Annotated in this window: 13 protein-coding genes and 1 pseudogene; 10 read left to right on the top strand and 4 right to left on the bottom strand. The window is 44.4% G+C overall.

What is annotated here, in order from left to right; genetic code table 11:
• Positions 1-12: 12 nt before the first annotated feature.
• The gene (locus GPL15_RS05265; RefSeq protein ID WP_215696683.1) at positions 13-1,374 is read right to left on the bottom strand and encodes a recombinase family protein; all 1,362 of its coding nucleotides are present in this window, start codon (positions 1,372-1,374) and stop codon (positions 13-15) included.
• Positions 1,375-1,873: 499 nt separating this feature from the next.
• Here GPL15_RS05265 and GPL15_RS05260 point away from each other — a divergent pair, with 499 nt between their 5' ends.
• Both GPL15_RS05260 and GPL15_RS05255 read left to right on the top strand, forming a co-directional pair.
• A complete protein-coding gene (locus GPL15_RS05260) occupies positions 1,874-2,023 on the top strand; it encodes a hypothetical protein (RefSeq protein ID WP_215696681.1) in 150 nt (49 codons plus the stop codon).
• Positions 2,024-2,173: 150 nt separating this feature from the next.
• Positions 2,174-2,686 (top strand): sporulation initiation factor Spo0A C-terminal domain-containing protein, encoded by a 513-nt coding sequence (locus tag GPL15_RS05255; RefSeq protein ID WP_215696680.1) that lies wholly within the window; start codon positions 2,174-2,176, stop codon positions 2,684-2,686.
• 126 nt (positions 2,687-2,812) lie between these two features.
• On the opposite strand, the pseudogene GPL15_RS05250 reads toward GPL15_RS05255, so the two are convergent.
• Positions 2,813-3,385 (bottom strand): annotated as a pseudogene (locus tag GPL15_RS05250) (ABC transporter substrate-binding protein); the annotation flags it as partial.
• Positions 3,386-3,456: 71 nt separating this feature from the next.
• The gene (locus GPL15_RS05245; protein WP_215696676.1) at positions 3,457-4,740 is read right to left on the bottom strand and encodes an acyltransferase; all 1,284 of its coding nucleotides are present in this window, start codon (positions 4,738-4,740) and stop codon (positions 3,457-3,459) included.
• A gap of 109 nt (positions 4,741-4,849) precedes the next feature.
• Here GPL15_RS05245 and GPL15_RS05240 point away from each other — a divergent pair, with 109 nt between their 5' ends.
• Positions 4,850-5,656 (top strand): Cof-type HAD-IIB family hydrolase, encoded by an 807-nt coding sequence (locus GPL15_RS05240; protein WP_215696674.1) that lies wholly within the window; start codon positions 4,850-4,852, stop codon positions 5,654-5,656.
• Between the two features lie 84 nt (positions 5,657-5,740).
• Positions 5,741-6,034, top strand: a complete 294-nt coding sequence (locus tag GPL15_RS05235) for a YerC/YecD family TrpR-related protein (protein ID WP_215696672.1) — start codon at positions 5,741-5,743, stop codon at positions 6,032-6,034.
• A 57-nt stretch (positions 6,035-6,091) separates the two neighbouring features.
• Here GPL15_RS05235 and GPL15_RS05230 read toward each other — a convergent pair whose 3' ends face one another.
• A complete protein-coding gene (locus tag GPL15_RS05230) occupies positions 6,092-6,715 on the bottom strand; it encodes a DUF1836 domain-containing protein (RefSeq protein ID WP_215696670.1) in 624 nt (207 codons plus the stop codon).
• 226 nt (positions 6,716-6,941) lie between these two features.
• On the opposite strand from GPL15_RS05230, the gene GPL15_RS05225 reads away from it, so the two are divergent.
• The 6 genes from GPL15_RS05225 (at position 6,942) to GPL15_RS05200 (ending at position 14,930) form a co-directional block, all read left to right on the top strand.
• Positions 6,942-7,325, top strand: coding sequence for a RidA family protein (locus tag GPL15_RS05225; protein ID WP_215696668.1), 384 nt, complete (start codon positions 6,942-6,944; stop codon positions 7,323-7,325).
• A 329-nt stretch (positions 7,326-7,654) separates the two neighbouring features.
• Positions 7,655-9,931, top strand: a complete 2,277-nt coding sequence (pcrA, locus tag GPL15_RS05220) for a DNA helicase PcrA (protein WP_215696666.1) — start codon at positions 7,655-7,657, stop codon at positions 9,929-9,931.
• A gap of 194 nt (positions 9,932-10,125) precedes the next feature.
• Entirely contained in the window at positions 10,126-10,413 is a 288-nt protein-coding gene (locus GPL15_RS05215) for a DUF4366 domain-containing protein (RefSeq protein WP_103226995.1), read from the top strand.
• A gap of 214 nt (positions 10,414-10,627) precedes the next feature.
• Complete coding sequence (rlmD, locus tag GPL15_RS05210) at positions 10,628-12,007, top strand: 23S rRNA (uracil(1939)-C(5))-methyltransferase RlmD (protein WP_215696664.1); 1,380 nt, start codon at positions 10,628-10,630, stop codon at positions 12,005-12,007.
• Positions 12,008-12,707: 700 nt separating this feature from the next.
• Positions 12,708-13,835, top strand: coding sequence for a hypothetical protein (locus GPL15_RS05205; RefSeq protein WP_215696662.1), 1,128 nt, complete (start codon positions 12,708-12,710; stop codon positions 13,833-13,835).
• A 291-nt stretch (positions 13,836-14,126) separates the two neighbouring features.
• Positions 14,127-14,930, top strand: a complete 804-nt coding sequence (locus GPL15_RS05200; RefSeq protein ID WP_215696660.1) for a MurR/RpiR family transcriptional regulator — start codon at positions 14,127-14,129, stop codon at positions 14,928-14,930.
• Positions 14,931-15,034: the final 104 nt, after the last annotated feature.

The following is a 15,034-nucleotide window of genomic DNA, read 5'->3' as shown; positions in this document are numbered from 1 at the left end:
TAAATACTGCCCTTATAAGGTGAATGTAACGCTGCTGATCTGCCGCGTACCAGGATCCACGTTTATCTCTTCTATTATCTGTTTCCAGAAAGCTCTTTTATGTGTGTTATCGAGTTTCAGATAGAGTTCTTTCCAATCCCCTTGAAATTTTTGTGAAATGGCGGACATCTTCTTTTGTTTGAGTTCAGGACTGGGGCTGTTCAGACCCGAAATTGCCGATGAGAGCTTTTTATATTCGGATTCGTAGTATGTTTCAGAGATACGCCCTTTTTGATACATGGTATTGAGACGGTCCAGCTCATCGTTTAAAGAACGCGCAGATTTAACCGGCTTTGAATGAGGCTGTGGGGAAAGATCGTATTCGATCAATGCGGGCTGAACGGTTCCGTTGATATTGTCCAGCAGATATGATTCGATTGAACATTCCCTGAGGGAGGCTCCGGGGTGATATTTAAATTTTCCCATACAGTTGTAACGGGTGTCGCAATAGACGGATCCGTCTGAACGTGTGCGCTTTCTCTGACGGCCGGAAAATTTGCAGCCGCATATGGGGCAGGTGATCAGGGAACTGAAAAGATAAATATGGCCGCTGGAGGTGTAGGTCTTTGCCTGTCTGGACTTTAAGAGAGTATTGGATTGCTCCGGCGTTAAATATGGTTCACAGTAAGGGACGCCTTCATTATTGATCCCTGCATATTTAGGATTGTGGAATATTTTATCTATTTTGCAGCGGCTTGGTGCCTCGTCCCCGTATTTATCTGTAATAAATTGGACGGTAGAGCGGATGGAAAAGCAGGCGAAGTAATGGTTTATGGCATCTTCTACAATATGTCTGACGGCCGGATCCTTTTTTATATACCCGTTTTCAATGATATATCCGTAAGGGGCGCACATTCCGGTGACACACATTCCTTTGGAACGTTTGTAGTCAAACACGGCTTTGATCCGTTCGGAAGTCCGGTCGCATTCTGCCTGGTTGACGGACAGCATGATATTGATGACCATTTGGCCGTTGGCAGTGGATGAATCGTAATTTTCAAAAATGGTTTTCCAGTGGCAGTTGTGGGCCTTCAGGATTTCTTCCGTTATGTTGTAATCCTTAATATTGCGGAACCACCGGTCTAATTTAGTCACAAGAACCATGTCAATTTTATCCTGTTTAATGTCCTCTAAAAGCCGCAGAAGCTCTTTCCGGCGGGTCATGCTTTTTCTGGCGGAAATACCTTCGTCCGCATAGATGCCGGCGATCTCATAACCGTGTTTTTGAGCGTATTCTTCAAGGGCCAGACGCTGTGCAGGAAGCGACAAGCCGTTTAAATGCTGTTCTTCTGTGCTGACCCGTATGTAAATGGCACATCGTTTGTTTGCATTCATTCTATCAAACCCCCTTATTGATTGTATGTAAAAACGGGCATAAAAAATGCATCCTGTGAGGATGCTGAAGGACTGATATGAATTCAGAGTGTGTCAGAAAGCGGCATTCTGACACACTCCGGTAATGATGTCTGGTTAAAATGTAACTTCCGGTGAGATATTAATTAATATCCATATCAGCGAGTCCAAAGCGGTTTTGAAGCGGCTGCGGCGATCCGCCATGGTGATAAACGATCGATCCTTCATAGCCATCGTTTGTTGACTGAGTTTGATCTGAAAGCCGTTTTTGAGCTTCGAAGTTTTTCCTGATCTATTATTGACTGGCAGTCAGCATCAAAACTGCTGTCACCGTTGGGATTAGTGCTGAAACCATTGGAATCAAAGAGACAGTTCTTTCCATCAATGTCCAGCCACTTAATAAGAGCGCCGGTTTGCAGCACGAATAAATGGAAACAAGTACAACCTGCAGCACATACACTTTACCAGAGGAGGCATAAAAATGGATCTTGAGCGTATTGTATCAATCCTGATCCACCTTTTAGAGGATCAGGAAAATGCAAAAATATCATACCGGATCATACCGTCTGGTGAAGAAATGAAGCGGAAAATGGAACTGCCGGGCGTTAAAAGTTATACAGATCAGGCCTGAAAAAGCGTTTAAATTCCAGGTAAAATCGAAGCTGTTCCAATCTGACCGTCGAACATTGTCGAATTATAATGATTGTTTTCCAGTATCTTCCAATTTAGGATAGTTAGTGTGCCCTTACGGAAGGAAATCATTAGTTAAGGAGGCATTTTCATGGATGATGTGGAAATAGTCAGAGATATTTTAAAGCGTTTTAACATAACTGCTCTATATCAAGGATACGACTACACAATCCATGCAGTTAAAATAACTATGAAGGACAGGGAATGTCTCAGATTCGTTACAAAACAGCTGTATCCTGAAATAGCGAGGGAATACAACACCAGTTGGAAATGTGTAGAGCGGGATATCCGTACAGTAGTGGAAATTGTCTGGAAAAATGGAGGAAAGGAATTTTTCTATGATTTCACAGGAGAATACATAGAAACCCGTCCGAGAAATGCCAAATTTCTGGAACTGATGGCAGAATATATCATGCATACCAGGTCGATGGATAAAGATTTGAAAGAGAAGTGCAGAAACTGCCTGATTGTTAAAAAACTGGAAAAGGATAATACAGAGTTAAAAGATGAAGTCCAAACGTTAAATAATACGATAAAGTGGATGCATGATCTGATTTGGGAATTAATGAATAAGAGGAAAGCGGATGGGCATCAGGAAGAATAAACAATAGTTAAGCGGGAGCGGGGGACCATTCCCCGCTTTTTTTGCGCTGTGGTTTTGGTATGCCGCAGACAGAGATTTTCATGAAAAGGCTTTTTTTGAAATTTCCGGGGGCAGTATTTTGCATTATTCAACCGTATAATCAGAATCATCACTGGTAAATGCCGCTGCGGTCAATCCGAAGTTAATGCTCTGGTCGATGGTTAAATCGGCTTTCGGATCGATTCCATTTTTCTTTAAGATATACTCGAATACCATCTGGGGCATTCCGCCGGCTCTTCCGCCCAAAACTTTGGTCCCCTTCAGTTTATCCCAACTGAAAGCCGTGTCCGGCTGGCGGCCCACTAAGAAGTTTCCGGCTCTCTGGGTGAGCTGGGCGAAGTTTACCGCATAATCATCGGAACCGTTGGCATATGTGTAGATGCTGGCCTCAGACCCCATAAAGCCGATATCGGCGTCGCCTGAAATCAGTGCGGTCATAACCTTATCCGCTCCTGCGCCGTTAACCAGCGTCAGGTCAAGGCCTTCTTCTTCAAAATATCCCAGCTCAATTGCCGCATACTGCGGAGCATAGAAAATGGAATGAGCCACCTCATTTAATGTAATTGGGGTCAGGCCGTTTTTGGCATCCGCTTTCTTACAGCCGGAAAGCGGCAGGCAGACCAGACTGACGGCAGTCAATATGGTTAAAATTTTTCTCATAAAAGCCTCCTGGTGGTGTTTTGCTAATAATACATTGTATTAGAAAAAGCCGGGAGTGTGCCTGTCTGCGGTCATTTTGAGGCCGTTTTAAATCTGGACGGCAGGGAGCATACAAATTGAAAGAGGAAGTCCATGCAGAGCACAACGGTATTGTCATAAAAAAGGGAGAAGGCCAGGCTTAGGATCAGAGTGAGCAGGATGGTGAGCGGGGTTCCGCCTGCAATCCCAAAACTCAGCCCATTGATGCCCAATTGTTTGTCCACCACTTCAAAGAGGATCAGCCAATGGATCAGAAGGATAGAAAAACTGTATTTGCTGACCATTGACAAAGCGGCTGGAATCTTTGCAAACCAGGTGCAGCCGTGTTTTTTGAAAAACATGAAAATGGAGCAGGATAAAAACATCATAGGAGGAGCGTTGTTGTACAACACAGCGCCGTAATCGTCAAAGCTGTGAACCGTTACAAGGAATACCAGAACGGACAGCGCGCCAAGCCATGAAATCAGCCTGTAACAGCGGTCACTGGTTTTACGGGTACAGAAATACCCCAGAATAAAAATGGATTCCCAGGAGGCCAAAAATGTGGACGCGGCGAACCCCAGATTCAGATACGGTGCATAAGTGAAGAAAAAATGGAGGCAGAAGATGACTGCCACCAAAGCCCCCAGCATCTGGTCGGACATATGCTTCATCATAATTTTGATAAATGGCGCCGTAATGTAAAACATGAGGATCACAAACACCAGCCAGAAATGAGGCGTCAGGCCGCTGTCATTCATCAAAAAGCTCCGGAGCAGGTTTTTCCAGTTTTGAGGATAGAGCACGGAAAAACCGGACGCATAAAAACGGTAAAACAGATAATAGGCGAAACAGGGAATGAGCACCTTGGAAAGCCTTTTTTTATAAAACAACCACACCGGTTCGTCTTTTCCGTTCAGCAGAAGGGCTCCGCTCAGCATCATGAATAAAAGGTTGCAGCTAAGGCACAGACTGGCTGTAAAGGCCAGGACTTCCCAGGAAAAGGTATGGGGCGTCAGACGTTCATAGGCGGATTCCATAACATGGACGCAGATTACAAACAGGGCGGCTAATACCCTGAGCCAGTCCATGTAGACGATCCGGTTTGGTGATCCGGCCGCGCCGGTCAGAAGCATTTTCCCATATGACGGGATTTGGAGGGAGCGTTTATGGTGAATATACAGGGAACATGATATGAGGATCGCGATAACGCAGTAATTTTTCGCGCTGAAAGGACGGCTGAAAAGGCCGTGTCTCATTTCAGTCATCAGATAGACCAGGGTGGTGGCCAGTATGGTCAGCAGAAATGCTGCTAAAGGAAATTTCAGTCGTTTCATGGAAGTATTTTCTCCTTTATAAATCGTATGATCGGCTTCTAAGTTTTTAGTATATCATCAAACGCTAAAATATGCTATAATCCCAGTAGTAAATTCAAGGAGACGCAGTATGGATTATCAGATGATCGTGCTGGATTTAGACGGCACATTGACAAATCGTGAAAAAATTATCACTCCCCGGACAAAAGAGGCGCTGATGAAGGCCCAGGAACAGGGGAAAATCGTAGTTCTGGCGTCCGGACGCCCTACATACGGGATCATGCCTCTGGCAAAGGAACTGGAGCTGGAAAAATTCGGCGGTTATATTTTATCCTTTAACGGCGGAATTATCATTAACTGCAAAACGGAGGAAGTGGTATTTGAGCGCCAGCTTCCCATTGAGGCCAATGCTGGGATCATACATCTGGCGGAGCATCACAGGGTGAATATTCTTACCTATGAAAAAGACTGGATTGTGGTGACGGATGATCAGGACGAATATGCGAAAAAGGAATCGGCCATCAACCATCTTCCCCTCCATCAGGTGGATATGATGGAGTATGTAAAGTTCCAGGTCCCTAAATTCCTCATGCTGGATGACGGGGACTACCTGGCGATGGTGGAGCCGAGAGTGAAGGCGGTGCTGGGAAAGAATTTCAGCGTCTACCGTTCAGAACCCTATTTTTTGGAGATTCTGCCCAAGGGAGTGGACAAGGCCCAGTCTCTGGCCCGGCTGCTGGAGAGGCTGAATCTGAAGAAAGAGCAGATGATTGCCTGCGGGGACGGGTATAATGACTTGTCCATGATCGAGTTTGCAGGGCTGGGCGTTGCCATGGAAAATGCGGTGCTTCCGGTGAGAAATGCTGCTGATTACATTACTTTGTCCAATAATGAGGACGGAGTCGCCCACGTAGTTGAAAAATTTATGCTTTCTTAATGAATGGGGGATGGACTTTACAACTTTAATATGCTAAAATGTCCAAAGAAAGCAAAATAATTCTTAAAAAGAGGATTTGATTTTATGAATAAAAAGATAAGAACAGAAGCGGTAGACCATCTTTTCCAGGCCATACTGACTTTAAAAGACGCAGAAGAATGTTATACTTTTTTTGAGGACGTTTGTACCGTCAATGAACTTCTGTCTTTGTCCCAGCGCTATGAAGTTGCCAAGATGCTGAGAGAGGGCAAGACCTATCTGGAAATTGCGGAAAAGACAGGCGCTTCCACAGCCACCATCAGCCGCGTAAACCGTTCCTTAAATTATGGAAATGACGGATATGATATGGTATTCAACCGGTTGGAAGAAAAGGGATAAGAGCATATAAAAAAGAACTTACCGGAAGATGGAGAAGCTTTTGGTAAGTTCTTTTTATCACTTTTTCTTTTTGCGGTCGGGGAATTCCGTTTCCTGTTCTTCACGCATCTGGTCAATTATATTCTCAATCATCTGTTTTTTCAGATAGACGTCAAAGCTGAGCTCACAGATGAATGCAAATAGCTGAAGGTATTCCTGGTCCTTATATTCAGGATCGGTAAATGTGGTTTTGGAATTCTCGTATTTGACCAGTACATCCTGCTTTAAACGGTCCATCTGGCCTTTTTCCAGAGAAAAAATCTCTTCGTAGATCTTCTGCAGGGGCGGATTGGAATCGGGGTCAAAATGATTCTCCGTAAGCGGCATAAACAACTGCTCGATATCGTTGATAGAAAGCAGGTTCTTATAGTAATAAATAAAGATCAGAAGCAGAATATGTTCTTTGGAGTACTTCTTCTTGTTAGGGGGAGGAAGCAGGTTGTTCTTGGCATAGTTGTTGATCATGGTTTTGGTCAGAACCTTGTCTTCCGGATAGCGTTTGGCTTTTCGGAGATTTTCATCCATGAATGTGGTAACCTGATCCATGTATAATTCGATATTGGGGATTTTGGCGGATTTTACGTAGGACAAACTCTCTAACCGGTCTAAAATCCCTTGTAATCTTTCGTCGTTGCTTTTCATTTCTTCACCTCATGTTTTATTATATAGTATTCAATACTAGATGACAAGAGGTAAATGCGCGAAAACATAAGATAAAAAAGATTGTATTATCCTAAAAAATTTTGTATAATGAGTGAATCAGAATGTTTGCAGCAGTTCAGGCAGTTTCCAGACCATTTTTTCGGTCAGGAAAGTGAGGCGTTTGAACCGTTGCGAATTTTAAAATAATTAAGGAGGAGATATTATAATGAAGAAAGTATTTGCAACAGACAATGCACCGGCAGCAATCGGACCATATTCCCAGGCAGTGCGCGGAGGCGATTACGCGTTTGTATCAGGACAGCTTCCAATCGATCCTGCAACAGGCGAGTTCGCAGGCCCTGATATTAAGTCCCAGACAGAGCAGTCTTTAAAGAACATTAAGGCTATTCTGGAAAGCGAAGGATTATCCATGGCTAATGTGGTGAAGACCACAGTGCTTCTGGACAATATCGCTGATTTCGGCGCTATGAATGAAGTTTATGCGACCTTTTTCTCAGGCGCATGTCCGGCAAGAGCTGCATTCGAAGTGGCTGCGATTCCTAAGGGAGCCCTGGTTGAGATTGAAGCGGTTGTTTACTGCGGAGAATAATGAAAAAATGATTTATGGGCAACAGTTCAGACGGCGGGAAAATTGATAAAGAAAGCGGCGTCAAGCTCGCTTGTAAGCAGCTTTTTTTATCAATTTTCACATCGGATGTCCATCCGATGCTTCTTGACCGGCTTTTTTGGTCAAGAAGATAAGCCGTCTGAACTGTTACATTTATGGAGCGCTGGGGCAGGTTTGCTGTAGCGCTCTTTTCTTATTTATGGTATACTATAGCCCTAGCTGTTTTACGCTGCAGTTTGACCGTCCAAAGTTTGCGGCTCCTGTAATGCGGCGTTTACGGCAATGAATGGATAAAGGCGGTATGACGGTTTATGAACAATATTTATGATTCTTTAAATCCGAGCCAGCAGGAGGCGGTATTCTGTACGGAAGGCCCCCTTTTGGTGCTGGCAGGGGCGGGATCGGGCAAGACCAGGGTTCTGACCCACAGGATTGCGTATCTGATAGATGAAAAAAGGGTGAATCCATGGAATATTATGGCCATTACATTTACCAATAAAGCGGCCGGGGAGATGAGGGAACGTGTGGACAATATTGTGGGCATGGGGTCCGACAGCATTTGGGTCAGCACCTTCCATTCCTCCTGCGTGCGCATTTTGCGGAGGCATATCGAAGCCCTGGGGTATACGACCAACTTCACGATCTATGATTCCGACGACCAGAGAACCCTGATGAAGCAGGTGTTCAAACGGCTGGATATCGATCCCAAGACTTTTAAGGAACGGAGTATGCTCAATTACATTTCCAATATGAAAAATGAGCTGATAACCGCCCAGGAATGCGAACTGAACGCGGGCGGCGACTTCCGGGAGAAGAAGCAGGCCCAGATCTATAAAGAGTATCAGAAGCAGTTAAAAGACAACAATGCATTGGATTTCGACGACCTGATCATGAAAACCGTGCAGCTGTTCCAGAATTCTGAAGAAGTCCTGGATTATTACCAGGAACGCTTTAAATATATTATGGTGGATGAGTATCAGGATACCAATACGGCCCAGTTTAAGCTGATTTATCTTCTGGCGTCCAAGCACCGCAACCTCTGTGTGGTTGGCGACGATGACCAGTCCATTTATAAATTCCGGGGGGCGAATATTGAAAATATCCTGAATTTTGAGCAGGCGTTTCCCGGCGCGAAGGTGATCAAGCTGGAGCAGAATTACCGTTCCACCCAGAACATCCTCCATGCGGCCAATGAGGTGATTAAACATAACCGGGGGCGTAAGGATAAGACGCTGTGGACGGCCAATGACGAAGGTCAGCTGGTGCGTTTCCGCCAGTTTGAAACAGCCAATGAAGAGGCGGAAGCCATTGTCCGGGATATTAAGGACGGCGGTTATGCCTTTGAGGACTGCGCGGTTCTCTACCGTACCAACGCCCAGTCCCGTCTTTTGGAAGAGCGGTGCATTGCCCATAACATTCCTTACCGCATGGTGGGAGGCGTCAACTTCTATCAGAGAAAAGAGATCAAGGACATTTTATGCTATTTAAAAACCATTGCCAACGGCCAGGATGATTTGGCGGTGCAGAGAATCGTCAATGTGCCGAAACGGGGCATCGGCGCCACCAGCATGGGAAAGGTGATCAGCTATGCTTCGGCGGAGAATTACAGCCTGTATCAGGCTCTAAGCCGCGCGGCTGCGGTGCCCGGACTTGGTAAAGCTGCGGAAAAGATCAAGAAATTTACGGAACAGATTGAGGATTTCAGAGGGCGGATGGAGGATGAAGATTATTCGATCCGCGATTTAATTGAAGATATATTGGAAGAAACGGGCTATAGGAAGGAACTGGAGGCGGAAGGGGAGATCGAATCCCAGACCAGGCTGGAAAATATCGAGGAATTGATCAACAAAGCGGTCAGCTACGCGGATAACAGCGAGCATCCGGATCTGAATGAGTTTTTGGAGGAAGTGGCTTTGGTGGCGGATGTGGATTCTCTGGATGAATCGGAAAGCCGCGTCACGCTGATGACTTTACATAGCGCCAAGGGACTGGAATTTCCAAGGGTCTATCTGGCCGGATTGGAAGACGGTCTGTTCCCCAGCATGATGTCCATTATGTCGGATGATAAATCGGATGTGGAAGAGGAACGCCGCCTCTGTTATGTGGGGATCACCAGGGCGCGCCAGGACCTGATGATAACGGCCGCGCGCCAGAGGATGATTAACGGTGAAACCAGGTATTCTAAGGTGAGCCGGTTTGTGGAAGAGATTCCGGCCTACCTGCTGGACCAGGAGAAACTTCCGTCCAGGTTATCGCCGAAAAAGGACAGTTTTAATGATTCCGCCCTTCCGTGGGGCAGCTATAAAAAGCCTGCGGGGGTCAGCAGCTTCGGCAAGCCGGCCGGCTCGGCGTTCAGCGCGTACAGCGGTTCAAAAGCGCCCCAGCCCTCATTTGGCAAGGCATTTACTGTTCAAAAGGCATCTTCTTTGGATTATGGAGTGGGAGACAGGGTAAAACACATTAAGTTCGGAGCCGGTACGGTCAAAGCAGTCAAGGACGGCGGCAAAGATTTTGAAGTGACGGTGGAGTTTGACGGCGCCGGAATGAAGAAAATGTTCGCTTCTTTTGCGAAATTACAAAAGATATAAGCGGTCTGGTTCGATTTTGACAATTGGCGCATAAAATAAGTTAAAATGTAAAAAATGATTAAAATAGATAGAAAATTTATTGGAACTATGATATTATGATCAGTAATAAGCAATGTATTGTAACCGTTCAGATGGCTGGAAAAATCAGCCGCCTGAACTGTTACAATGTATTAACAGGAAAGGATGTGGATGATATGAATAAATTTGACACTATGAGCAAAGACGCCATGAACCGTGTAGAAGAGATTATGAACTCAACCAGGCTGAACGAGTTCCTGCACAGGAAAGAACAGGAAGAAAAGAAGAAAAACAACATCCTCTGGGTATTTGCGATTATCGGTGCGGTAGCAGCAGTGGCAGCCATTGCCTATGGAGTTTACCGTTTCTTCACTCCGGATTATCTGGAAGATTTTGAAGACGATTTCGATGATGATTTTGACGATGATTTTTTTGAGGATGATTTGGATTCCACAAGCAAATAGTTAAATGATGAAATGGTTTGGAAGAGCGTGTCTCGCATCTTGAGACACGCTTTTCTTAGAGTTTGGGGGAGAAGGGTGAGGAATCTGGTTTGTCAGGTTCTTTATTTTATTAATGACAGAAGCGCTGTTTAGGCGGCGGTACAGCGGGGCTGAATGCAATCTCAAATTACATAACAGGCATACGCTTAGTTGATAACAGGAAGGAATTGAAAATATGAAAAAAGGTGATATTTATGAGGGAATCGTGGAGAAAATCGAATTTCCCAATAAAGGTATATTGACTGCAGATGGTGAAAAAGTGGTGGTAAAGCACGCTGTCACAGGCCAGAAAATCAGTTTTGTGATCAGCAAGAAGAGAAAAGGAAAATGTGAAGGCAGGCTGTTGGAGGTGCTGGAACAATCACCGGTTGAAACCGCTGAAAATCCCTGTCCCCATGCCGGAATCTGCGGAGGATGCGGATATCAGACCCTTTCTTATGAAGAGCAGTTAAAGATCAAAGAAGAGCAGGTGAAAGCGCTGATCGACAGCGTTTGTGACGAATATGAATTTGAAGGCATTGAAGGCAGCCCAATTTCAGACGGATACCGCAATAAAATGGAATTCTCTTTCGGCGATGAGTACAAGGGCGGCCCGCTGGCATTGGGAATGCATAAAAGAGGGAGTTTTTATGATGTGGTAACAACGGATCAATGCCATATCGTAAATGGAGATTTCTGCCGGATTCTGGCGGCCACCCAGGAATATTTTTCTAAAGCGGGGGTGGGCTTTTATAAAAAGATACAGCATGTGGGATATCTGCGCCATCTGCTGGTCAGAAGAGCGGTTAAAACCGGAGAGATCCTGGCTGCCCTGGTGACAACCAGCCAGACTGAGGGGCTTTCTGTGAAGGAAGAAGAGCTGTTAGAAGGCTGGCTGAACGTTTTAATGAAGCTGGAGCTGGAAGGCAGGTATGCTGGGATTCTGCATATTGTGAATGACAGCCTGGCGGATGTGGTGCAGAGTGACAGGACGGATGTTTTGTATGGACAGGACTATTTTTATGAGGAGCTTTTAGGGCTCAGGTTTAAAATATCGCCGTTTTCATTTTTCCAGACGAATTCACTGGGTGCGGAAGTGCTCTATGAGACGGCCAGGGAATATGTGGGGGACACCAAGGATAAGGTGGTATTCGATCTCTACAGCGGGACCGGAACCATTGCGCAGATAATCGCCCCGGTGGCTAAAAAGGTAGTGGGCGTGGAGATTGTGGAAGAGGCTGTAGAGGCGGCCAGGGTCAATGCAGAGCTGAATGGTTTGGACAATTGTGAGTTCATCGCGGGGGATGTGCTTAAAGTGATCGATGAGATCAAGGATAAGCCGGATCTCATTATTCTGGACCCGCCCAGGGACGGGATACATCCCAAGGCGCTGGACCGGATTATTAATTTCGGAGTGGACAGGCTGGTATATATTTCCTGTAAACCGACCAGTTTGGTGAGGGATTTGATTGTGCTGCAGGGGAGAGGGTATCGAGTGGTGAAGGGGAGAGCGGTGGATATGTTCCCTGGGACTTACAATGTAGAAGTGGTGATAATGATGACGTATTGTGGTTAGGATAAGAAAAACAGGGGATAAACCATAAGATATTGTGGTTTCAGAGACGAAAATGGGGTCAAAAACAGGGCGAAAAACAGTCGTTTTTGACCCCTTATTTTTGCCCTCTCCACAGATGACATCGGAGATTTGGAGGTGAAAAGAGAAAATGCAAGGGATGGGAGATGAAAATTTCCTGTCCTTTTTATCTATCAATCAGCCAATGCCTTGTATAAGTGATAGAGCGCTTGTTTTTGGGTTGAAGGGGATAACTCCACAGCCAGTTTTTTTATTGTCTAATTTTATCAGGATAATGCCAGTGATTTGTTGGGTTTTATATATAGCTTTTTCCAGCGGAGATGGTATAGTGTTGTGTTGACAACTGATAATTATAGGAAGGAGGAACAGAGGATGTCATTGGTAAAGAAACGGACAGGCACAGCCGGAGAAAAGCGAAACTGCTGGAGCAGGGGAAATGGTGCATACAGTTATCGAGGGGAGCTGAAAACAAGTCTCTCTCTCAATAAAAAGCTTCTGAATCGAAAGGCTCGCCGTAATTCAGACATAATCTTCAAAGGCAATGCTTATCGGAAAATATGTAAAACAATCTATATCGTGAAATTCACTTAAAAGCGGCTATGTTCTTTTTATGGAGAGCATAGCTCTTTTGTTTTAATAGGACTATTAAATTAGAAGGTGAGGTGGAAGGATGTCCCAATATGTGGATAAGATGAACCTCCCCCAATATAAATATTTTAATAACATGATGGTGAAGAAGGAAGCAATTCAGGACTTAGTCAGTGACGCCTTGACCGGAGAGATGCTGTTGAGGCGAAACGGAAAAAAGGAGCGCAGTGAAGGATTTTTTCTTCTGACAAAATCCAGAAAACAGATTGCTGAATTTCTTTATCGTCAGGAGGAAGATCAGAAAAGATGCAGACAGGAATTGGCGGTTAAAGACATCAGGCAATTACAACGAACGATGGACTGGTATCTTGATACTTTGATGATACTTCCCTACTTTCAGGGTCTGGCAATGGAAAAAAAGAGGTTTCTAACCGGGGAGGCACAGTCATCGTTAAAAGAGGGAGAACTGGCGCGGAGGTATAAACTGGATAAAGAAACTGGAAAATACTATGTGCCATATACCAGCGTCCCCGAATTGCTGTTAATAAAGGAATCCCTGCATCGGGGATACTGCCAAAGTATGTTTGACGATAGAGCAAAAGAGGGGTTAGAACGGCTGGTATCTGAGGATGTTCATTACATCATCAATGTACAGGGTAGCAGCCAGGAGGAAGTGGCTTATATAGCCGGAAAGGAGGACGGTCTTTATATCCAGAGTTTAGACCACAAAAATGGAACGAAAAAGATTTTTGTAGAAAAACTTTTGTCGGAGCAGAATGATATGACTGCGGTACTGTTGTGCCTGCAGGATTACTTGCAAGAAATTGAACTGGCAGAAAAGCAACGCCACAGCTACAGTGAACTCCTACCAGACAAAGGTGGACATGAGAAAAAGCAAGACCGCTGTGAACGTTTTATAGATAAGAATCAAATTAAGGTGTTTGACATAAAAGACGGGAATGGATTGTCCGGCTACTATCTTGGCCTAAGTGGCGGGAGCTTGCAGAGAAGCATCGGTTATGAAGTGACGCCGCATATCAGAAAAGGACATTATAGGACTTACAAAAATGGAAAAACAGTGTATGTCAGAGCATCCATTGTCCACAAAGAAAAATACGAGGGTATCCAGTCGGCTCACAGAATGAATCTGATGGGAGATAATGCGATACCGGAGCAAGAAACGGATACGGAAAATTTCTTCACACAGGGAATGCCAATGTAAATTTAGGAGAGAGGATATGAGAGAATGGACTATGAAGTAAGGACTAAGGGCGAGTAGTAATGCCAATTGAGTATTGCTCCCATATAGGCTAAGTTTAATTCCTCCACTGTCTGTTCACCTCCAACACCATTGTACAGTTCGGGTAAAGAAAAGGAACGTACTAATAGTTCGCAAAAAAAAGGAACTATAAAAGCACATATAAATCAAGAGATTTATTTAATTTATTCATTTTTATGATATACTGAAATACAGGTACATTACTTTATTTACGAACATATGCGGAGGATCATGATGGCTATTTTAGAGCAGATTCAGGAATTAGAGAGATTTACCGATACCGAAAAGGTAATCATTCAATATTTTTTAGAGAAAGGGCAGGGGATAGATAAGATGCCAATCCAGGAGATTGCAGAAAGTACCTATTCTTCCAATGCCTCCATCATACGCTTGTGTAGAAAATTAGGTTATAAAGGATTCAAAGAGTTTAAGGTGGCATTGATACGTGAACTGGAATCGAAAAAATTTGTAGTGAATCATGTGGATTACTCTATGCCATTCCAACCGCAGGAATCTACGGAAACGATTGTAAACCGGATTTATTCTTTACATAAGGAGAGCATGGATACGATGCAGTCAGCACTTGATATAAAAGAGCTGGACGCGATGGTACAACATTTACTGCGGGCAAGGCGAATCTTTTTGTTCGGAATCAGTGATGTAAATATCACACTGCGAGGATTTATGAACAAGCTTTTAAAGATTGGGATATTTCCGGTACTGGCAACAGAAAATACAGAGGAAGGGAATATATGCCCGCATATTACAAAAGATGACTGTGCGTTTTTTGTGACATATAGCGGCGCTCATACATCATACTTGTACTGCGCTAAAATTTTAAAGAAAAACCATGTTCCGATTCTGATATTGACAGCAAATCCGGAGAGTCCGATTTATTCTTATAGTACCTGCAGGATATGTGTGCCGGATCTGGAGAAAAAAGAACATATTGCTGTATTCTATTCTCAGCAGGTGTTTATCTATATTCTAAATCTTCTTTATGCACTGCTGTATCGGGAAATAAAACGGAATGAATGAACTTTTTGTGCATAGAAATTTGCGCTTTTTTATGAACTTACGAACCTTCTGACCAGAAAGCAGTCAGAAGGTTTTTTTTGCTGTGAAACTGTGATAAGGTAGGG

This window comes from Clostridium sp. MCC353 (genome assembly GCF_018785315.1).
GTDB lineage: Bacteria > Bacillota > Clostridia > Lachnospirales > Lachnospiraceae > CHH4-2.
Note: the sequence above shows the minus strand (reverse complement) of the source record. Positions and strands in the feature narration are given on the sequence as shown.

Bases quoted from the DNA above. Each gene is read 5' to 3' on its own strand.
- GPL15_RS05265 (WP_215696683.1), bottom strand. From the start codon at position 1,374: ATGAATGCAAACAAACGATGTGCCATTTACATACGGGTCAGCACAGAA.
- GPL15_RS05260 (WP_215696681.1), top strand. From the start codon at position 1,874: ATGGATCTTGAGCGTATTGTATCAATCCTGATCCACCTTTTAGAGGAT.
- GPL15_RS05255 (WP_215696680.1), top strand. From the start codon at position 2,174: ATGGATGATGTGGAAATAGTCAGAGATATTTTAAAGCGTTTTAACATA.
- GPL15_RS05245 (WP_215696676.1), bottom strand. From the start codon at position 4,740: ATGAAACGACTGAAATTTCCTTTAGCAGCATTTCTGCTGACCATACTG.
- GPL15_RS05240 (WP_215696674.1), top strand. From the start codon at position 4,850: ATGGATTATCAGATGATCGTGCTGGATTTAGACGGCACATTGACAAAT.
- GPL15_RS05235 (WP_215696672.1), top strand. From the start codon at position 5,741: ATGAATAAAAAGATAAGAACAGAAGCGGTAGACCATCTTTTCCAGGCC.
- GPL15_RS05230 (WP_215696670.1), bottom strand. From the start codon at position 6,715: ATGAAAAGCAACGACGAAAGATTACAAGGGATTTTAGACCGGTTAGAG.
- GPL15_RS05225 (WP_215696668.1), top strand. From the start codon at position 6,942: ATGAAGAAAGTATTTGCAACAGACAATGCACCGGCAGCAATCGGACCA.
- pcrA (WP_215696666.1), top strand. From the start codon at position 7,655: ATGAACAATATTTATGATTCTTTAAATCCGAGCCAGCAGGAGGCGGTA.
- GPL15_RS05215 (WP_103226995.1), top strand. From the start codon at position 10,126: ATGAATAAATTTGACACTATGAGCAAAGACGCCATGAACCGTGTAGAA.
- rlmD (WP_215696664.1), top strand. From the start codon at position 10,628: ATGAAAAAAGGTGATATTTATGAGGGAATCGTGGAGAAAATCGAATTT.
- GPL15_RS05200 (WP_215696660.1), top strand. From the start codon at position 14,127: ATGGCTATTTTAGAGCAGATTCAGGAATTAGAGAGATTTACCGATACC.